We start from the raw sequence: 21,534 nt of genomic DNA, 5'->3' as shown, positions 1-21,534 counted from the left end.
TCTTTCTATGATTATATCCCTTTGCCTTGTAATTAGAATGTCCTGCGTTCTTTGCTATCAAAAGCTGCCTTCTTCTATTAACTGCAAAACGGTCTCCAGCGCATCCATACCGGGACGGTTAGAGTGGTGAGGGGTGGTGGGAAACTCATTTAAAGCGCGGCCATAACTGTCAGTTAAATAGTCTATATCCCACCTTAATATAATCCCGGTGTTGGGTAAAGCAAAGAACCACCCAGAGCTTGTAGTATATGCGCCACCGGTCTGCTCTCCCACAAGAGTAGCAAAGCCCATTTCTTTTGCATGGCGGGCAAACAGCGCAGCACCTGAGTAATTGTTGCCATTGATCAAAATCCATATTTTTCCATAGAAGGGATAAAAGATATTTGGGATCCTTAACTGGTGCATATGCCGCCATTCGATATTGCTAATACTGGTATTAAACCTGACACCATAAGCTAAATCTTGTACATCGTCCTCATTAATATGTGGCAAATTATTTGCTTCCATAATTTCCGTCATTGTAAGCAAGTAATCAGTTTCAGGTATATTACGTGAATTCTGTGCTTCAATTTTAAGATTCTCTGCCCCTAAAGATTTCCCAAGCTTACTTCCTTTATAAAAAGCGTACAAAGGCATATCGGGCATATTATTCCTTTCTGGCCAAAGGGGTTTCATAATAAGCATTCTCCAAATATCTGGTGATCCTCCGCCATTGTCCCTGATATCAATAATCAAATGCTCATATTTATTGATATTACGGTAAAATGTTTTCAAGGTATCGTTAGTATTTACATTGAAACTCAAAAAGCTTGGCACATTTAAATAGGCTATCTTATCTTCCTCAATAATTTCTGTTTTAACTATACTGCTCGGCACCTGAACTGGAGGGTAACCGCGAAAAATAAATTGCAAAAGAGCTCCTTTCTCTTCGGCAAGAGTATTGAAAAAATCTTCCTGTTTTTGGTAAAATCTTTGAGAAGTAGGATTAGTGAAGACATGGTGATTATGGGATGTGTAAAGAGGACTCGAGGGACTTGAATAAGGGAGTTGAAGCATATTATATAACCCAGAATCCAGCGGATAGGTATGGATAAATCCTAAAAAATGCGAGAAAAATTCATGGCGAATAATGCTCCAAAAAATTTGTTCATCTAATTCAGGCATATCCTCCAAGGAAATACCCAGTTCACTTGCAAGGCCTTCAAGAGAATAAGGGTAATTCTCTATCATAGCCCGTGTTTCCCGCCCCAGCCCCCTTATATCCACACCTAATCTTCTTTCTACCACGCCAAAATATGGAAATGTGTCTTCCATTGTTTGCATCATGTAATCAAAGTCATTTAAAAAATCTTCCATTGTCAGCTGTTCATTAGATATCAACTGTTCCACGGAGTTTCCACATGCGGTAAAAACCAACATTGCCATTAATATTATGGCAATCACGTTGAATTGACGAAGCAATTTTTTCATTACCGTAACACCTCGCTCTCTGTTACTTTAACTTTACTTAAAAATTTTTTCATATTGATCATCTCCCCCTTTAACTTATGTATAATCTCTAAAACCATTAGGTATATTGTACCAATATTTCCAGTAGTAGTGTTGTCGTTTTTAAAAACAATATAAATAAACCTGAAAAATAAAAAAGACAAAGCCCTAAAAATCTATGGGACTTTGTCTAACTTAAATATGATGTTGCCCATTGTTGCCCAATTGGCCAACATTTGGTCAACAATTATAATATATACTTAAAAATAAACAAACCCAATACCTTATAGGTATTGGGTTTGTTTATTTTTATATGGTGCACCTGAGACGATTCGAACGTCCGACACACGGTTTAGGAAACCGTTGCTCTATCCTACTGAGCTACAGGTGCATGGTAGAATCATATATTTTTTATTCTAACATAAATTTAAAACTGGGTCAATATTTTTACTTATTTTACCATATCAGCATTGTAATATAACCATTTTAGCATTCCTATTATATATCATAAAAAAAGAAAGCCAATCTTATATATAAAATATACTAAGTATGGCTTCCTTTTTATAATACATATTTATTTTATTAGCTTAAATAAGCTCGGAACATCCATAATGTTTTTTCTAAATTACCAATACTTCCTACAAATAAGTCTACTGTTACTTGATCATCATTTTGATCAGCTATTTTTAAAGCTGTTCTTAATTCAGCAATTAAAGTTTCAAAATCTTTTTGAAGATCTTTAACTATAGCTTCTCCTGTCATTGGTTCACTTTTAACTTCCTTTAAAGTTGCAAGCTCTAAATACTCCTTCAGAGATGCAGCTGGTCTAAATCCTAGTGTTAGAATTCTTTCTGCTACTGCATCTAATTCCTCAGCGGTATTGTTATAAAGTTCTTCTAATTTAGCATGGAGCTGGAAGAAACTTTTACCTTCTACATTCCAATGATAGTTATGAAGTTTAGTATATAGAACGTGTAAGTTAGCTAAATATTGATTTAAAACTTTTGAAACTTCCTCACTGCCTTTAACATCTAATCCGATTTGTACATTCATAATTCTTATTCCTCCTTAAATTTTTATTTTTTATTTGACAGACATTCTTGACAAATGCCTTTATAATAAACACTTTTTTTCATGATTTTAAAATTTTTCAATTCTGCTTTTTCTGTTGGATCAGATATAATGTAGAAATCGTAAATTTTACCACATTCATTACATTTGAAATGTCCATGGTTACCCATATCTGCATCATATATATTAAGGAGTTAAACATATTATTTAAAAATTATTTTGTTTTTTATATTTTACTTTCCTCTATTAAGATTTCCCAATGTAGTTTAATTTAAACCAGAATATCTATAAAATCTATTCTTCTATTTCTGGCTCATAGGCATCTTCCTCATAATCATATTCAGGTCTTTTCATCTTTGATCTATTTGTATAAAAGTCATTCCTATTGTTTTCTATAGATTTTAATCTATCATAAACATCTTCTTCATAATTATAATTAAAGCTTCTTTCTAAAATGAATTTATCAACTTTTTTCTTTTTCATTTTTAACCTCCAAATAGTTCACATTTCTAATAGTTACCATTAATATTTTAACCATTTAATTATACTTCTATTATACATAAATAAGCAGTATATATAAGAATCTATATACACTGCCTACCTAAAATTATACTATTTTATTATTTAGAGATAACTTCAATTCCTCCCATGTAGCCCCTCAACGCTTCAGGTATAACTACATTTCCTTCATCATCTTGAAAATTTTCTAATATGGCAGCCACTGTTCTACCTACTGCAAGCCCAGATCCATTTAATGTATGAACAAATTCTACTTTACCCTTTTCCTCAGGACGGAATCTAATATTAGCTCTTCTTGCTTGAAAGTCTTCAAAGTTACTACAAGAAGAAATTTCAACATAACGATTATAGCTTGGCATCCATACTTCAATATCATATTTAAATGCCGCAGTAAAACCTAAATCTCCAGTACATATCTTCACTACCCTATAAGGTATTTCTAATAACTGTAATACCTTCTCTGCGTTATTTGTTAGCTTTTCAAGTTCTTTATAGGATTCTTCCGGCTTAACAAACTTAACAAGCTCTACCTTGTTAAATTGATGTTGTCTAATTAATCCTCTGGTATCTCGACCAGCTGAACCTGCTTCGGAACGGAAACAAGGAGTGTACGCTACGTAATATAATGGTAGCTTCTCTTCATCGATAATCTCATCCCTATGCATATTAGTAACAGGAACCTCTGCTGTAGGCACTAAGAAATAATCTTTTTGTGGTATTTTAAAAGCATCATCTTCAAATTTAGGTAATTGTCCCGTACCAGTCATACTATTTCTATTTACCATAAATGGAGGTAAAACTTCCGTATATCCATGCTCGCCAGTATGCAAATCTAACATAAAGTTAATTAAAGCTCTTTCTAGCCTTGCACCCACCCCTCTGTATAACGCAAATCTTGCTCCTGTTATCTTTGAAGCGGCCTCAAAATCAATAATATTAAGGCTTGTAGCTATATCCCAATGTGCCTTTGGCTCGAAATCAAATTTAGTCGGATTTGACCATGTTCTTATTTCAATATTATCATCGTCAGTTTCTCCTTGTGGTACATCTGGATGAGGTACATTAGGTATTCTAAGCAGGGCATATTCTAGTTTATCCTCTACTTCTTTAACCTGTCCATCTAACTCCTTAATTTGTGCTGACAGGTCTTTCATTTTTGCCATTACTTCTGCAACATCTTTTCCTTCTTTCTTTAGTCTGGGAATTTCCTTAGATACTGTATTCTGCTCATTTTTCATATTCTCTACCTGCTGAAGCAAGGCTCTCCTTTGCTCATCCAGCTCAACAACTTCATCTAAGCTAAAATCTTTTTCTCCTCTTCTAGCCATAGCTGCTTTAATTTCATCTAGATTTGTTCGTATTCTTCTAATATCTAACACATTACTACCTCCTCTTTATTTATACATTAAAAAAAGCCCTCCATCCCTAATAAAAGGGACGAAAGACTTAACTCCGCGTTGCCACCCTAGTTGATTAGCTATACTAATCCACCTTAAGCATTATAACGTATGCTAGCCGTTTCTACCTACTTATTTTTCAGTAGAACACTCAGAGATGGATTCAACAACTCGCCTCATCGATTCACACCACCCATCGACTCTCTTAAGAAGCTACTTGCCTACTATTTCTCTTCTTCGTATTATAAATATATTATTGAAGTGTATGTTATCATAATTATATAAAAACTTCAAGTCATATTTTAAAATTATATTTATTTTATGAATATCTTTAAAAAATTATACATTTTATGTTTCATTGTACAAGCATTTTGTATATTTTAATATTATTAGGCTATAATTCAAATAGATCATTAACACATACTTTAGAATTATAAGGGGGAAATTTTAATGAATCAAGTTAATTTAGTAGGCCAAATAGGAGATTTAAAAGAAATTGACTATAGAAACACATTGGCAATAGCTACCTTAATAGAGCTTTTAATAGAAAAGAATGTTATTACTAGGCAAGAATTCGCTAGAAAGTCCTATTATTTAGATAATATGTCTTTGGAAGAATTAAAGCAATTAAGAACTGGTTGTTAGAGCAATTCTTAATTGCTTTAATTATGTTTTATTGACTTAACTTCATATCCCCTTCTTTAATCCAACCTTGCCTTCTCATAAATAATGAAATAAGAAGAGTTAGCAAAGCAGGTAAAATAAAATGGAGCAACGCTATTTTAATCAGCACAATTGAAGCTGTTTCACCATTTTGAGTAACCATAGTAACAAATGCCCCAAACTGACCTACTAATCCACTTGTACCCATTCCTGCTCCAATACTGTTATTTTCCATTCTAATTATAGTCGTTGCTAAAGGACCTAAAAATGCACTAGCTAAGGTTGGCGGTATCCATATTAATGGATTTCTAATAATATTAGGTACTTGAAGCATACTTGTACCTAACCCTTGAGCAATAAAACCACCTATACCATTTTCTTTATAGCTCGCCACAGCAAAACCTATCATTTGAGTAGAACAACCTACTACAGCAGCTCCTGCAGCTAAACCATTTAATCCTAACGAAATAGCTAAAGCTGCACTACTTATAGGAAGGGTTAATATCATTCCCATTAATACAGCTAACAATATACCCATAGGTATTGGATGAAGCACAGTTACATCATTAATTAATCTTCCTAAGAATGTCATCATTATTGTAACGCTAGGTGCTATAAAGTTACCCACTAATCCTCCTATTACGATTGTAGCAGCTGGAATTAGTACAATATCTACCTTTGTTTTGCCTGCAATCCACTTTACAATCTCAGCTCCAATTAGTGCTGCTACAAATGCGCCTACTGGCTCCCCAGTTTTAATACTATATGAACCTACCTCAGTTAAAAAAATTGTATTTGCACCTATAGCTCCAGTTATTAATGATGCAAATATTGCTAATGGAGGTGCCCCAATAGAATAAGCTACTCCTGCTCCTATAGCTGGTCCCATTAAAAATTGTGCAACCTGGCCAAAGGATACTAAAATTTGGACATTAGCCAATTCTCCAATTTGCTTTAAAATAAGTCCAATAATTAAAGAAGAGAAAAGTCCAAGGGCCATGCCGTTAAGCGCCTTCGTAATATAATCTTTTAGCGATACTTGCCTGTCATTAATTCTCATCTGCACTCCTCCAATATGAAAATGTAATTTCATCTAATAGATTATAGTGACTTAATCAATAAATTGTATTACATGTATTTACTGCTGTCTTGTCACCTATCTATAAAAATATAACATATTGTTAGTCATTAATCAAGTATCCTTTTTTATTTAATGCTTTTTTTAACTCTTGAAATATTTCTTCATTAGCAACTTCTATAGTATGAATATGAATACCATCTGTTAATGTAGCAAGGGGTTCCGCTTTCTTTTTAGTAATTGTATTAATAAAATACTCTAGATCTCTTTTATGATTTATGTTGAGTACACTAGTTATTTCTCCATATAGTGGATGTTCTACTATTACATCAATTATTGTTGCACCATAATCTATCATAATTTGAAGCTCTTCTTCAATAGCATTATACCCTTCATGCTTACAAACAATTCGTTTTGTTATTCTATTATCTTTTTTTATAGGAATCATATAACCTTGTGGAGTTGCAATAATATCCTCTCCTTGGGCTCTTAAAAGTGCAATATCCTGTACAATAACTTGCCTTGATATATTAAAAAACTTCGCTAAATCTGTACCTTTAATAGGCTCCACGTTATTCTTTAATTTATTTATTATAGCATTTCTTCTTTCTGTACTGGTCATAATATCACTTCTTTCTATATAGGATTATTTCTTATATTTTATCATAAATTCGTATGAAGGACAGCTTCCCTTTAAATTAAAACTTTGTTTTATACCCTGTAGTTTCACATGAAACTATATTTATTATTCCCTAGACAATAAAAAACACAGTTACATAAATTGTAACTGTGTTCTTAAATATATCGCAGCGACCTACTCTCCCAGGCAGCTTCCCGCCAAGTACCATCAGCGCTGAAGGGCTTAACTACTGTGTTCGGTATGGGAACAGGTGTGACCCCTTCGCTATTGCCACGATATTTTGACTAGATTCTTATTGTATCATCTTCGTCAATAATTTTCAAGAGAATCTTAATACTTTGCAGTTTCGCATAGCAAATTTGTTTATTCCCTTACGGTCATACAAATTTGGTGCTCATTGCCTTTAACCTACCATCAATTTATTTCATAAATTGGGTTAGGTCATAAAATTCCCTCAAAACTATACAATGTTAGAATATATTGGTCAAGCCCTCGACCTATTAGTACCTATCAGCTAAGTACATTGCTGCACTTACACCCTAGGCCTATCAACCAAGTAGTCTTCTTGGGGTCTTACCTCCTTACGGAGTGGGAAATCTTATCTTGAGGGGGGCTTCGTGCTTAGATGCCTTCAGCACTTATCCCTTCCGCACTTAGCTACCCAGCGATGCTCTTGGCAGAACAACTGGTACACCAGAGGTGCGTCCATCCCGGTCCTCTCGTACTAAGGACAGCTCCTCTCAAATTTCCTGCGCCCGCGACGGATAGGGACCGAACTGTCTCACGACGTTCTGAACCCAGCTCGCGTACCACTTTAATGGGCGAACAGCCCAACCCTTGGGACCTACTACAGCCCCAGGATGTGATGAGCCGACATCGAGGTGCCAAACCTCCCCGTCGATGTGGACTCTTGGGGGAGATAAGCCTGTTATCCCCGGGGTAGCTTTTATCCGTTGAGCGATGGCCCTTCCACTCGGAACCACCGGATCACTAAGCCCGACTTTCGTCCTTGCTCGACCTGTATGTCTCGCAATCAAGCTCCCTTTTGCCTTTACACTCTACGCACGATTTCCGACCGTGCTGAGGGAACCTTTGGGCGCCTCCGTTACTTTTTGGGAGGCGACCGCCCCAGTCAAACTGCCCACCTGACAGTGTCCCAAGACTGGATTCACAGTCTATGGTTAGAACTTCAGTACTACAAGAGTGGTATCCCAACGATGACTCCACTGAGACTGGCGTCCCAGCTTCTAAGTCTCCCACCTATGCTGTACATGTAGCACCGAAATCCAATGTCAAGTTGCAGTAAAGCTCCACGGGGTCTTTCCGTCCTGTCGCGGGTAACCAGCATCTTCACTGGTATTACAATTTCACCGGGTCTATTGTTGAGACAGCGCCCAAATCGTTACGCCTTTCGTGCGGGTCGGAACTTACCCGACAAGGAATTTCGCTACCTTAGGACCGTTATAGTTACGGCCGCCGTTTACTGGGGCTTAAGTTCATTGCTTCGCAGATGCTAACAATTCCCCTTAACCTTCCAGCACCGGGCAGGCGTCAGCCCCTATACGTCGTCTTTCGACTTAGCAGAGACCTATGTTTATGGTAAACAGTCGCTTGGGCCTATTCTCTGCGGCCGGTTGAGGCTTACAGAGTAAATCTTTAACCAAAACCGGCTCCCCTTATCCCGAAGTTACGGGGTCATTTTGCCGAGTTCCTTAACAATAGTTCTCCCGATCGTCTTAGGATTCTCTCCTCACCTACCTGTGTCGGTTTGCGGTACGGGCACCTAGAAATCTCGATAGAAGCTTTTCTCGACAGTGTGGAATCAGCCAGTTCGCTACTTAAATTTCGCTCCCCATCACTTCTCAGGATTAATGTTAAAAGGGATTTGCCTCTTCTAACTCCCTACCAGCTTAGACGCACACAACCAACGGTGCGCTGAGCCTATCCTACTGTGTCACTCCATCTCTCAAACGATTTTAGGTGGTACAGGAATTTCAACCTGTTGTCCATCGCCTACGCCTTTCGGCCTGGGCTTAGGTCCCGACTAACCCTGAGCGGACGAGCCTTCCTCAGGAAACCTTAGGTTTTCGACGGGCAGGATTCTCACCTGCCTCTCGTTACTCATGCCAACATTCTCACTTCTATACAGTCCACTGCTCCTTCCGGTACAGCTTCAACCTATATAGAACGCTCGCCTACCATCCTTACGGATCCATAGCTTCGGTGATACGTTTGAGCCCCGGACATTTTCGGCGCAGAATCACTCGACCAGTGAGCTATTACGCACTCTTTGAATGAATGGCTGCTTCTAAGCCAACATCCTGGTTGTCTATGCAACTCCACATCCTTTTCCACTTAACGTATACTTTGGGACCTTAGCTGATGGTCTGGGCTCTTTCCCTCTTGACTACGGATCTTATCACTCGCAGTCTGACTCCCGAGTAAAAGATAACGGCATTCGGAGTTTGATAGGTTTTGGTAACCGGTGAAGGCCCCTAGACCATTCAGTGCTCTACCTCCGTATCTCTTAACCTCGAGGCTAGCCCTAAAGCTATTTCGGCGAGAACCAGCTATCTCCGGGCTCGATTGGAATTTCACCGCTACCCACAGTTCATCCGGTGACTTTTCAACGTCAATCGGTTCGGACCTCCACGAAATTTTACTTCCGCTTCATCCTGACCATGGGTAGGTCGCCCGGTTTCGGGTCTACGGCATGAAACTAGACGCCCTATTAAGACTCGGTTTCCCTACGGCTTCGCACCATAGGTGCTTAACCTTGCTCCATACCGTAACTCGTTGGCCCGTTCTACAAAAAGTACGCGGTCACACATAAAAAGTGCTCCCACAGTTTGTAAGCAGAAGGTTTCAGGTTCTATTTCACTCCCCTTCCGGGGTTCTTTTCACCTTTCCCTCACGGTACTATGCGCTATCGGTCACCAGGTAGTATTTAGCCTTGGGGGGTGGTCCCCCCTGCTTCCCACAAGGTTTCACGTGCCTCGTGGTACTCTGGATCACGGTCTAGAATATCATCGTTTCATGTACAGGACTATTACCTTCTATGGTGAGTCTTTCCAAACCTCTTCTATTACGATGAGTCATCATATATGACCGGTCCGCAACCCCGATAGAGAAAACCCTATCGGTTTGGGCTTATCCCCTTTCGCTCGCCGCTACTTAGGGAATCGATTTTTCTTTCTCTTCCTCAGGGTACTTAGATGTTTCAGTTCCCCTGGTATGTCTTCTATTACCTATTGATTGAGTAATAGATACTTAGGTATTAACCTAAGTAGGTTTCCCCATTCGGAAATCCCCGGATCAAAGATTGCTTGCATCTCCCCGAGGCTTATCGCAGCTTACCACGTCCTTCATCGACTCCTGGTGCCAAGGCATCCGCCTTCTGCCCTTATTAGCTTGACCATGCTAATATTCATCTAATGCTATCGCATTGATGATTGCTTTACTATTTCTAACATTGTGTAGTTTTCAAGGAACTATTTATCAAAGCATTACTAACCTCTAGCATATAGCTAGTATGTTGATAATACTTAGTGAGAGAGGTCTCTCAAAACTAGACAGTATAGATTGCCAATTCTCCTTAGAAAGGAGGTGATCCAGCCGCACCTTCCGATACGGCTACCTTGTTACGACTTCACCCCAGTCATTGGCTTCACCTTCGACAGCTTCCTCCAATAAAGGTTGGATAGCTGGCTTCGGGTGCTTCCGACTCCCGTGGTGTGACGGGCGGTGTGTACAAGACCCGGGAACGCATTCACCGCGACATTCTGATCCGCGATTACTAGCAACTCCGACTTCATGTGGGCGAGTTTCAGCCCACAATCCGAACTGGGACCGATTTTGTAGGATTCGCTCCGGATTACTCCTTGGCTGCCCGTTGTATCGGCCATTGTAGCACGTGTGTAGCCCTGAACATAAGGGGCATGATGATTTGACGTCATCCCCACCTTCCTCCGAGTTATCCCCGGCAGTCTCTCTAGAGTGCCCAGCCGAACTGCTGGCAACTAAAGACAAGGGTTGCGCTCGTTGCGGGACTTAACCCAACATCTCACGACACGAGCTGACGACAACCATGCACCACCTGTCACCTCAGTCCCCGAAGGGAAGGCTTCGATTAAAAAGCTGTCCGAGGGATGTCAAGTCCAGGTAAGGTTCTTCGCGTTGCTTCGAATTAAACCACATGCTCCGCTGCTTGTGCGGGTCCCCGTCAATTCCTTTGAGTTTCATTCTTGCGAACGTACTCCCCAGGCGGAGTGCTTAATGCGTTAACTGCGGCACCGAGGTTTGACCCCCAACACCTAGCACTCATCGTTTACGGCGTGGACTACCAGGGTATCTAATCCTGTTCGCTACCCACGCTTTCGTGCCTCAGCGTCAGTTGCAGTCCAGAGAGTCGCCTTCGCCACTGGTGTTCCTCCTAATATCTACGCATTTCACCGCTACACTAGGAATTCCACTCTCCTCTCCTGCACTCAAGCCCTACAGTTTCAAAGGCTTACTACGGTTGAGCCGTAGCCTTTAACCTCTGACCCATAGGGCCGCCTACGCACCCTTTACGCCCAATGATTCCGGATAACGCTTGCCCCCTACGTATTACCGCGGCTGCTGGCACGTAGTTAGCCGGGGCTTCCTCCTAAGGTACCGTCATTATCTTCCCTTAGGACAGAGCTTTACGACTCGAAAGCCTTCATCGCTCACGCGGCGTTGCTGCATCAGGGTTTCCCCCATTGTGCAATATTCCCCACTGCTGCCTCCCGTAGGAGTCTGGACCGTGTCTCAGTTCCAGTGTGGCCGTTCACCCTCTCAGGCCGGCTACTGATCGTCGCCTTGGTGAGCCATTACCTCACCAACTAGCTAATCAGACGCGGGCCCATCCTATACCGAAATTCTTTGACCTTTTAGGGATGCCCCTAAAAGGTATTATGGGGTATTAGCAATGGTTTCCCATTGTTATTCCCCTGTACAGGGTAGGTTGCCCACGCGTTACTCACCCGTCCGCCGCTAAATTAAAATCATTCCACCCGAAGGCTTCCTGAAAATAACTCCGCTCGACTTGCATGTGTTAGGCACGCCGCCAGCGTTCATCCTGAGCCAGGATCAAACTCTTAAATAAAATTTCTGGGTACCATCTTTTAAAGATGGATTTATTATTTGCTGGCTTAATCTATACTGTTTAGTTTTCAAAGACCTCTTCAAGGGCTTATGCCCTATCGCCTTGTTGTGGCGACTTATTTAATATATCATATCTAAAATATTATGTCAACACTTTTTTTTGCATTTTTAATATTTTTGTCGAAATGATTGCCGCTGCGATTAGCGACTTGTTTACTTTAACACTTTACAATAAGATTGTCAATATACTTTTTTGTTATTTAATAAAGTTTGAAGATTCAAAGTATATCTTTTTTTATATGAATTACTTGAATTACTTGAGTATGAGAAGAAAATATATTACTATTTCTTCTCATACTCTTACAATACTATTTTATAATTACATATTACATTTAAGCTATTTAATATTTAAGTAATTAGCAATATTAGAATCCTTGTTTAAAACACCTTTTATTTTTGAAGCCTTACTACTCATAATAACAGTAACACCAGGACCATGTCCTGACTTAATACAATCACTGTGAACAACAACTCCTATTGATACTGATCCTTTTAGATATTGTCTTCCATATGTATTGTCACAGTCTCTAAGCATAACTAGGTCCCCAAATCGTAGCTTATCTATGCCAAATTGCTTATTTGCTTCTAAATCACCAGTCATAATATCATAATCTCCTGAAAAAGCTGTAGTGCTTCCAATGCCTGATCCCATCAAATATGCAGGTATTTCCGTTACCACTGGCACTTCCAATACCCCTTCCTCGTTTTCTTTAATACCTAGATTTTCAAATAGCACCGGATCTATATTCATACAGGTTACATCCTCGTATCCAGCTATTTTAAAGCCTTGCCCATAAGCTTTAACTAATATTGTGTCATTAATAGCCATTTTATCTAAGTCTTCATCTTTAAAATATAATAAGACATGGTCAATTCCTCCATGCATTCCTGTCACATAGCCTTTAGCACCTTTAGCATCCCCTGTTATAACTTTTGCTTCATTTCCAATACAAGAAAGCAGCATTAATGCATCATTTTCACCTCTAGTTTCATTTTTTATACTAACGCCAGGTTCAACATGGTCTCCTATCCACTGCATACAACTATCACCTATTTTAACATTGTAAGTAATGCCCCCTGTTGCTGGTAGAACCTCTGCGACTCCATCTCTATTAACTCTATACGGATGTAGTGCACTTGGACTATGAATTTTACCCTGTACTGATTGCATCACTAATTTGCTTTTATTTGTTTCCATTATTAATCTCTCCCTTTAATTTATTTCGTATATCTAAACTTCTATTTTTTTGTTAAATTTCCTGTTTATTTTCTAAATAGTTATAAAGAAATTTACGTTTTTTATATCTCGTATAGAACTACAATTTTTTAAGGTAGCTATTTAAAAATTGGTATAGACTTCATTCTCTATATAAGCGCAGACGATAAACGTCATAGTCGTTATAACAGTACTTTTTTCCTAATATTTTAAATATTATAGAGTTTTTTCTCTTTTTATTATATACTTTATTTGGAGGGTTTTAGTTAGTGGTTTTTTGTGAAAAAACAGTCTTGCATTATATGTTAAAGCCAATTTAGCCTATACTTAAGGGGAGGACACTTATGAAAAAAAGCATAAGAAACAAGATTATGGGAGGTTTCCTATTAATTATTCTACTATTAATTGGTCTAGGCACCTTTTCTTTTATTAGTTTTTCTAATATTCATAAACAGATGAATCATATGACGCAGTTAAGCTTTGTTGGAATTAATACAGCTAAGGACTTGGAGATTGCCGCTTTGGAGAAAATTTCATCCTTAAGAGGTTATCTTCTTACCAGTGACCCAACTTATCTTGATACCTTTCAAGGTTATCAAACAGTTGCCACAGAACTAGCTGAAAAAATCATTGAATTATCCTATACAGAAGAAACTATTGATCTGTCTACTAAAATGAATGTACTAAACAAAGAGTACGATGAATTAGCTGATTCAATTTTTTCTCTACATCGTTCTGGTGAAACCGCACAGGCAATTGAAGTTATGCTGAAACAATCTTATCCAAAGGCTATGGAGCTAAGAATAGCCTCAGATGACCTTATTACACTTAAGAATGATGATATTGAAATAATAGAAGCTTCAATTAGCAGTTCAATAAATATTATTATGATGTTAACAATAGGTATTATTGCGCTTATAGCTATTCTAAGCATTACTATAGGGGTTGTAGTTACAAAAAGCATCGTAAATCCTATAAAAAAATTAATATCTATATGCGAGACAGTATCTAATGGAGATTTAACGCAGGATATTTCTGTAAATACAAAGGATGAAATTCATATATTAGCTAAGGCATATAACCAGATGGTGCTTAACCTACGTAATATTATCCATCAAACCTCTGAAGCTTCTGAACAAGTAGCGGCTAACAGTCAACAGCTTTCCGCCTCTTGCCAAGAAATATCCGCTACTTCTGAAGAGGTAACTAGTAGTATTACAGAAATTGCTAGAGTATCTGATGACCAGTCTATTATAGTAAATGATTCTACGGAAAAAGTAACCGATATAGCAAGTAATATACATGAAGTATCTAATAATATACATATTATTAATGAATCATCTAAAACAACTCTAAGAACCGCTGAAGATGGTATACAAAGTGTCAAAGAAGCAGTTGAGAAAATGAACAATATTAAAACATCTACAGAAGAAGCTTCTAATTCTATTCAACAATTAAACGAAAGTTCTAAGGAAATTGAAAAAATAGTAGATGCCATTAGTGCCATTGCGGATCAAACTAATCTTCTAGCACTAAATGCAGCTATAGAAGCTGCTAGAGCCGGAGAAGCAGGTAGTGGTTTTGCTGTAGTAGCGGAAGAAGTACGTAAACTGGCGGAGCAATCTGGCGACTTCGCTAATAAAATAAGTTTGCTTATTGCAGATATACAAAATAGAATTGAGGGAACTGTAAGATCGATTACCAACAATGTAGACGAAGTTAATACTGGAGCTGTTGCAGTTGATATAGCTAGTAAAAACTTTAGTGTAATTGTAACAGAAATAAATAGTGTAGCAATGAAGGCCCAAGATGCAACCCATCTGACAGATATAGTATCACAAAATATTGAAGAAGTTGTTAATGGATTTAAAAATATTTCTTCTATTTCTCAGAACATTGCATCCTCCACAGAGGAAATTGCAACAGGCTCTGAGGAACAGGCCGCTACCATTGAAGAAGTTGCCAATTCTGCATCTTATTTATCAGCCATGGCACAACAACTTCAAAGTTCTATTGCTATTTTTAAATATTAAAATTAATCCGATGCTTATCATTGATCTCTGGTTAGAAAATAAAAAGGAATTCGAGATTCAAAGACTCTCAAATTCCTTTTTTTATTCCATTTATTTTTTAACTTTACCATCTATGGCAGGATCCTGGGCCAAAACCTCCCATAAAATTATTTCTTCCTGATCCTCTATTATTTTCACTTCTATAGTGTCCCATCATTCCTTGACCATATCCATATTCATTATGATATTCTTCCATACGATCAATTTCCTCGTTCCAATACTTAGCATCTTCTTCAGTAATTTCTCCGTTTGTAACAGCTTCATTTACTTGTTCTTTTCTCCACTCAATCATGTCTTTATACCATTGTGGTGCCTCTTTTGCACTATCTGCAAAAGCTACAGCTCCCATTGATAAAACTAGAACTGCGATAATAGATAAGATTGTAAATTTCTTCATTTTAATAACCTCCTATATAGTATGTTTTATTATAGTTATATATTAGGTTAAGAATGTGAAGATTTTATGAAGAAAAACTCATTATTTTAATTATATTTCTTTAAACCTTTAGACTTTCTAAAGTTTAAAAGGTCGAAATCTAATACCAACTTAGTTTTTTCTTCTGGAAAAATAGACTTTCCTTCTATATATTTATTCATAATTTTTAAACATGCACCTATCATACTTCCTAAAATAACAGCTGATACCAATGTTCCTATATGAAGTCCCTTAATTTTTCCAAAGAAGATTATGCTACACGTTAGAGAAACTGTAAAGCAAACTAAATCAAAACCTGTTTTAAATTTTGCAATTTCTATATTTTTTGCCAAACATATTTCCTTTACAAAGGTATCGAAGGGCAAAATTGGATAGTTGCTCTTTATAAATGCAGCAACCCCTATAGAAATAACTATGGAACCAAAAATAAATAGTCCTATTCTTTCAACAAATGTATTAGATGTAACAGATACTAAAATTAAATTAAATAAATCTATAGCTATACCAAATAAAAAAGCTACTATAAACGACATTAAATATTTTATCGTGAGCCTTCTAATAATAATAACTAAGAGAAGTAATACGAATCCATGAACAATATAATTCCATTGACCAAAGGTTATCTTTGTAAAATATAAGCTTATAACGTAGGGTACAGATGTTGCCACGGACACTCCTAAATTTGATTTAATAACTAATACAACGCCAAGACTTAAGCAGGAAAGCCCTAGCAAAAATATAAATAAATTATTAATCCTTAGCTTTTTCATATATACCTCCATAAAAGATTTAGGTGAAGTTTAAACTCCACCTAATCAAGTTTTCTTTATTGTAACAACAATGCTAATGGATAACCTATAAAGGATACAATCAACGTAGTAATTACAACAGTAATTGCGCCATACTTAAATATTGTATTACCATCACTGTATTCTTCTCCATACAATACGGCAATTGAAGCAAAGGAAGCTGGAACCATATAAGCAAGTGCCCCTGTTAATGTTGTTGAAAGAGCTATAGCAAAAACACTAAGATTATCTGTACCAAGGGCAATAGATACTCCAACCCCTGTCATAAGAACTACAGTTGTAACATTTGATGAGAAATTAGTCATAATACTTGTGAGACCAACTATCAAGAGCACTATTAAAACAGGTGGTAAACTTTCTGTAACAGGTACTATATTTTGCACAATAAAATCAGTCAATCCAACTGTTTCTTTTGTAACTGCTCCACCAAGAAGAACCGCAGCTCCTACTAGAAATATTACCCCCCAAGACATTCCTTCTGTAAATGCCTTCTTAAGGTTAAGAACAGGCTCATTATCAACTTCAAGAATGGCTAGCAGCACTACTGCAATAATTGCAGGGAAAGTTGCTCCCATCTTACTTAAAAATGCTCCCAATGCTGTTCCTGGAGCAACTATTGTAAGAATTCCTGGTAATACCCATAATAAAACTACTGTGAAAAAGGCTCCTACAGTTATTTTTTCTTTAATATCCATCGGTTTTATTTCGTCAAGTACATTTTTAACATCAAAATTTTCAAACTTGCTCATATCTGGTTTAAAAAATATTCTAAGCACAAGAAGTAATCCTGCAAAAATGAGTAATCCTGTTGGTACACCGTACATCATATAGGTAAGTAAGCTAATAGGTTGACCTACAGCATTTTCATATATTCCCATACCTAATATTGCAAGTGGATGGGATATAGGTGTCATACCGCCAGCAATATTTATTGAAAATGCCAACGCCATAGTAACCATATGGGGATACCTATCGGTTTTCTTATATCCAAGTTCTTTAAATATCTTATTTGAAAAATCCATAAAAAAGGCCGTAACAGGAACAGGGTCTAGGAATAGCCCAACAATTAAACCAAGAGATATTAATGATATAGTAAAAGTCCATGGACTCCTATTAACAAACTTTCTGCTCATAAACCAGGCAGTAAGTCTTGCTGTAAATCCTGTTGAGTTAAGGGCATAGGTAAGAATAAAACTAGCAATTACAAACATAGTAACCCACGAACCTAAAGAACCTATAATTGCATCATTTAAACTCATAACTCCTGTTAAAGCAAACAGTGGAATACATAATAAACTAGGCCATACCGTATCTACTAAAGATAATAATAATACTGTACCAATAAAAACTCCTAAAACATCCATTCCCATTGGTGTAATCGGAGCAATTGGTGGCATTAATACAAATACCAACATCACAGCAAATGAAAAAATAATCTTTATTAATTTACTTTTTTCAATATTTATTGACTGGTCTTTTACAGACGTTGACATAATTTATCCTCCTATATTATCTGTCGATATATTCTTTAGCTATTTCCTTATTTTCAAGAACCCTTAGTGCACCTAATGCTAATCCTTCCATTTCGTTTTCCCCTGGCATAACTTCCACAGGAGCAATAAATGAAATTCTTTTTTCTATAAGGGATACAAAATCGTTTGAATGAGCAATCCCACCAGTAATAATAATAGCATCCACATCTCCACAAAGTACAGCAGATAATTCACCAATTCCCTTTGCAATTTGATATGCCATAGCTTCATATATTAAAACAGCCTCTTCGTTTCCATCTTTAACTATTCTTTCAAGAACCCTCATATCATTAGTACCAAAGTAGGAGTTTACACCTCCATTACCTCTAAGATTTCTATGCATAGTTCTTTTATCATAATCCCCAGAGTAACAGACATCTATCAGTTTCTTACAAGGCACTCTTCCAGCTCTTTCAGGAGAGAATGGTCCTTCATCATCGGCTATAATATCTACAGCTTTACCTTTTTTATGGGCACTTAGAGAAATACCTCCTCCAAGATGAGCAACAATAAAATTTAAATCCTCATATTTTTTACCTAATCTTTCAGCTACTTTAATTGCCATTGCTCTAGAATTAAGGGCGTGGAAGGTGCTGCTTCTTTCTATTCCAGCCATACCAGATACACGGGCTACAGGTTCTAGCTGATCCACTGAAACAGAATCATAGATAAATCCAGGGATTTCAAGGGTCTCTGCAATAGCATTGGCTATTAATGCACCTAAGTTTGAGGCATGTTCAACAACTGGATTATTTTTAAGTCTGTCTACCATATCTTTATTAATTCTATAGGCTCCCGATTCAACTGGAGGAAGAATACCTCCTCTCCCAACTACAGCAGATAATTCTGTTAATTCACAGCCTCCTTTTTTGAGAACTTCAAGGATCATATTTTTTCTATAATCAAACTGATCAGCTATATTATTAAACTTATTTAATTCCTCTGGTGAGTGATCGATGGTTTTTGTAAAAACCATCGATTCTCCAGAATATAAAGCGATCTTAGTTGACGTAGAACCAGGATTGATTGCAAGTATTTTATGTGACATTTTTTACCTCCACTCTTATCCTACTAAGCTCATACCATGCTTAAAGGCTTCTATATTAATATCAATAAATTGTTTTTTTACATTTTCTCTTATTATTTTTTCCCAATCTATACCCTCTAGCTTCATTGACTTCACAGTAGCACCTAATAAAATAATATTCATAACCTTAGAATTTCCCATATCTTTAGCATGTGTAGCTGCATCTACAACTATAGTATCTACTTTACTTGAAATTTCTTCAACTATACCTTCTGGATAATCAACTTTTCCAGAAAGAATAGATATTGAACCGATCTCATAATTATTAAGGATAACTTTCCCATCGATTTTTAAATATTCAAGCCATCTCATTGCTTCCATTTTCTCAAAAGATACCAATATATCAGCCCCACCTAACTCAATTACAGGAGATTCTACTTTTTCCCCATATCTAACTTGAGAAGATACAGAGCCTCCACGTTGGGACATTCCATGGATCTCGCTCATTTTTACATCATATCCAGCCTCCATAAGACCAGTTGTTAATAACTTACTTGCAAGAATTGTTCCTTGTCCCCCTACTCCTACTAAAAGAATGCTTTTTACCATATTATGCTTCCACCTTTCCTATAGCTTTTACAGGACAAACCTGAGAACACACGCTACAACCTACACATTGGTCAAAACTAATAGTTGATTTCTTAGCCTTATTGTCAAAGGATATAGCAGGACAGCCTGTTCTTACGCAAGCTCTACAGCCTATACATTTATCATGATTAATCTCATATTTACTTTGGAATGCGCCACTAAATTCTTCCTTATCTTGAGCAGATAATTTCTTTAATACACAAGGCCATCTTGTAATAATAACAGAAGGTTCATTGAGGCTTAAAGCCCAATCGAAGGCATTTTTAACTGCAGTAAGATCATTTGGATCTATGCTTACAATATTTTCAATATTACATGCCCTTACAAGCTTTTCAATATCCAATTCTGGTGTTTCCATCCCTTGTATCGTATATCCGGTTCCTGGATTCTCTTGATGTCCTGTCATTCCAGTAATTCTGTTATCTAATATTACTGTAACAGTATTACTTCTATTGTAGGCTACATCTATAAGAGCATTTATCCCTGTATGGAAGAATGTTGAGTCGCCCATTACTGATACAACCCTCTTGTTATTGTCCTTATTCATGTTGAATATTTGTTGCGCTCCATGTCCTGTACTTGCACCGGCACCCATACATATGTTAAAGTCCATAGCATTGTATGGATCTGCAAATCCTAGTGTATAACATCCAATATCACCAGCAACTACAACATTCTTTCTCTTTCCTAATTGATGGAAAAATCCTCTATGAGGACATCCTGCACATAGTGTTGGTGGTCTTGAAACAACCTTTTCTTCATTATAATCTATAGTTTCATTGGTCTTTCCAAATATAGCTTTTCTTATAACATCTGGAGTCATCTCCCCATATGGTGGGAAAAGATTTTTTCCAAAGCAATCGAAGCCTAAAATTCTAACCTGATCTTCAATATATGGGTCATTTTCCTCAATGACATATATTTTATCAACCTTGCTTGCAAATTCCTTTATCTTCTCAGTTGGAAGTGGGTTCGTAAATCCTAATTTTAAATAGGATGCTGAATCTCCAAACACTTCCTTTGCAAATGTAAATGCAGCACCTGAAGCGATTATTCCAACCTTAGTATCATTCCATTCAATATAGTTTAATTCTGTCTTATTAGAGAATTCTAATAGCTTATGCATTCTTTCTTCAACTTTTACCCTCATTTTTCTTGCAAAAGCTGGTACAGTCATATACTTATTTATATCTTTCACATATTCTTTTATAGGGGCATCTTGTCTTTCGCTACATTCTACTATTCCTTTTGAATGACATACTCTTGTTGTCATTCTTATTAAAACAGGGGTATCATAAACTTCACTTATTTGAAATGCAGCCTGTATCATATCTTTAGATTCTTGACTGTCAGTTGGTTCAAGCATTGGAATCTTAGCAAATTTCGCATAGTTACGATTATCTTGCTCATTTTGAGATGAATGTTGACCTGGTTCGTCAGCTGTAATTAAAACCATACCCCCATTAACTCCTGTATATGAGAATGTAAACAGTGGATCTGCTGCAACGTTAACCCCTACATGTTTCATAGCTGCTAGTGATCTAGCACCGGCAATAGATGCACCAATAGCAGCCTCTAAAGCAACCTTTTCATTTGTCGCCCACTCCGCTAAAATATCCTCTTTATATGTTGCAATATTTTCAAGTATTTCAGTACTCGGTGTTCCAGGGTATGCAGAAGCATATCTTACCCCAGCCTCATATGCGCCACGAGCAATAGCTTCGTTTCCTGTTAATAATTTTTTCATATTT

The 21,534-nt window shown here is 37.2% G+C and carries 15 protein-coding genes, 1 tRNA gene, 3 rRNA genes and 1 other annotated feature; of the genes, 2 read left to right on the top strand and 17 right to left on the bottom strand.

Annotation, left to right across the window (positions count from 1 at the left end):
- Window positions 1–57: 57 nt before the first annotated feature.
- The 5 genes from HYG84_RS05435 to serS all read right to left on the bottom strand — a co-directional run bounded on the left by HYG84_RS05435 (window position 58) and on the right by serS (window position 4,457).
- On the bottom strand, window positions 58–1,470 hold the full coding sequence (locus HYG84_RS05435) for a S41 family peptidase (protein ID WP_212381100.1): 1,413 nt from the start codon (window positions 1,468–1,470) through the stop codon (window positions 58–60).
- A gap of 332 nt (window positions 1,471–1,802) precedes the next feature.
- Window positions 1,803–1,879, bottom strand: a tRNA-Arg gene (locus HYG84_RS05430).
- Window positions 1,880–2,070: 191 nt separating this feature from the next.
- Window positions 2,071–2,541, bottom strand: coding sequence for a Dps family protein (locus HYG84_RS05425; RefSeq protein ID WP_212381099.1), 471 nt, complete (start codon window positions 2,539–2,541; stop codon window positions 2,071–2,073).
- Window positions 2,542–2,853: 312 nt separating this feature from the next.
- Window positions 2,854–3,042 (bottom strand): hypothetical protein, encoded by a 189-nt coding sequence (locus HYG84_RS05420; RefSeq protein WP_212381098.1) that lies wholly within the window; start codon window positions 3,040–3,042, stop codon window positions 2,854–2,856.
- Window positions 3,043–3,179: 137 nt separating this feature from the next.
- On the bottom strand, window positions 3,180–4,457 hold the full coding sequence (gene serS / locus HYG84_RS05415) for a serine--tRNA ligase (RefSeq protein ID WP_212381097.1): 1,278 nt from the start codon (window positions 4,455–4,457) through the stop codon (window positions 3,180–3,182).
- 51 nt (window positions 4,458–4,508) lie between these two features.
- Window positions 4,509–4,722 (bottom strand) — a binding site (T-box leader).
- 203 nt (window positions 4,723–4,925) lie between these two features.
- Here serS and HYG84_RS05410 point away from each other — a divergent pair.
- Window positions 4,926–5,120 carry a hypothetical protein gene (locus HYG84_RS05410; RefSeq protein ID WP_212381096.1) on the top strand — a complete coding sequence of 65 codons (195 nt, stop codon included), beginning with the start codon at window positions 4,926–4,928 and terminating at the stop codon, window positions 5,118–5,120.
- Between the two features lie 28 nt (window positions 5,121–5,148).
- Here HYG84_RS05410 and HYG84_RS05405 read toward each other — a convergent pair whose 3' ends face one another.
- The 6 genes from HYG84_RS05405 to HYG84_RS05380 form a co-directional block, all read right to left on the bottom strand.
- Window positions 5,149–6,198, bottom strand: a complete 1,050-nt coding sequence (locus HYG84_RS05405) for a PTS transporter subunit IIC (protein WP_212381095.1) — start codon at window positions 6,196–6,198, stop codon at window positions 5,149–5,151.
- A 121-nt stretch (window positions 6,199–6,319) separates the two neighbouring features.
- Window positions 6,320–6,838, bottom strand: a complete 519-nt coding sequence (locus tag HYG84_RS05400) for a transcription repressor NadR (protein ID WP_212381094.1) — start codon at window positions 6,836–6,838, stop codon at window positions 6,320–6,322.
- 179 nt (window positions 6,839–7,017) lie between these two features.
- Window positions 7,018–7,134 (bottom strand): 5S ribosomal RNA (rrf, locus tag HYG84_RS05395).
- 202 nt (window positions 7,135–7,336) lie between these two features.
- Window positions 7,337–10,273, bottom strand: a 23S ribosomal RNA gene (locus HYG84_RS05390).
- Window positions 10,274–10,455: 182 nt separating this feature from the next.
- A 16S ribosomal RNA gene (locus HYG84_RS05385) occupies window positions 10,456–11,984 on the bottom strand.
- The 16S, 23S and 5S rRNA genes sit together here, the layout of an rRNA operon.
- 396 nt (window positions 11,985–12,380) lie before the next feature.
- Entirely contained in the window at window positions 12,381–13,241 is an 861-nt protein-coding gene (locus HYG84_RS05380; RefSeq protein WP_212381093.1) for a DUF4438 domain-containing protein, read from the bottom strand.
- Window positions 13,242–13,603: 362 nt separating this feature from the next.
- On the opposite strand from HYG84_RS05380, the gene HYG84_RS05375 reads away from it, so the two are divergent.
- On the top strand, window positions 13,604–15,292 hold the full coding sequence (locus tag HYG84_RS05375) for a methyl-accepting chemotaxis protein (protein ID WP_212381092.1): 1,689 nt from the start codon (window positions 13,604–13,606) through the stop codon (window positions 15,290–15,292).
- Window positions 15,293–15,395: 103 nt separating this feature from the next.
- Here the strand turns inward: HYG84_RS05375 and HYG84_RS05370 are convergent, their stop codons facing one another.
- From HYG84_RS05370 to iorA, 6 genes are all read right to left on the bottom strand, one after another.
- The gene (locus HYG84_RS05370; protein ID WP_212381091.1) at window positions 15,396–15,728 is read right to left on the bottom strand and encodes a DUF2680 domain-containing protein; all 333 of its coding nucleotides are present in this window, start codon (window positions 15,726–15,728) and stop codon (window positions 15,396–15,398) included.
- A gap of 86 nt (window positions 15,729–15,814) precedes the next feature.
- Entirely contained in the window at window positions 15,815–16,537 is a 723-nt protein-coding gene (locus HYG84_RS05365; RefSeq protein ID WP_212381090.1) for a YczE/YyaS/YitT family protein, read from the bottom strand.
- A 56-nt stretch (window positions 16,538–16,593) separates the two neighbouring features.
- The gene (locus HYG84_RS05360; protein ID WP_212381089.1) at window positions 16,594–18,069 is read right to left on the bottom strand and encodes an SLC13 family permease; all 1,476 of its coding nucleotides are present in this window, start codon (window positions 18,067–18,069) and stop codon (window positions 16,594–16,596) included.
- Between the two features lie 16 nt (window positions 18,070–18,085).
- Window positions 18,086–19,156, bottom strand: coding sequence for a butyrate kinase (gene buk, locus HYG84_RS05355; protein WP_212381088.1), 1,071 nt, complete (start codon window positions 19,154–19,156; stop codon window positions 18,086–18,088).
- 15 nt (window positions 19,157–19,171) lie between these two features.
- Window positions 19,172–19,744: an indolepyruvate oxidoreductase subunit beta gene (locus tag HYG84_RS05350; RefSeq protein WP_212381087.1), complete on the bottom strand. Its 573-nt coding sequence runs from the start codon at window positions 19,742–19,744 to the stop codon at window positions 19,172–19,174.
- A gap of 1 nt (window position 19,745) precedes the next feature.
- The gene (iorA, locus tag HYG84_RS05345; protein ID WP_212381086.1) at window positions 19,746–21,530 is read right to left on the bottom strand and encodes an indolepyruvate ferredoxin oxidoreductase subunit alpha; all 1,785 of its coding nucleotides are present in this window, start codon (window positions 21,528–21,530) and stop codon (window positions 19,746–19,748) included.
- Window positions 21,531–21,534 lie beyond the last annotated feature (4 nt).

The organism is Alkaliphilus sp. B6464, assembly GCF_018141165.1.
In the GTDB taxonomy this organism is placed as follows: Bacteria; Bacillota; Clostridia; order Peptostreptococcales; family Natronincolaceae; genus Alkaliphilus_B.
This window is presented reverse-complemented; position numbering and strand designations above follow the sequence as displayed.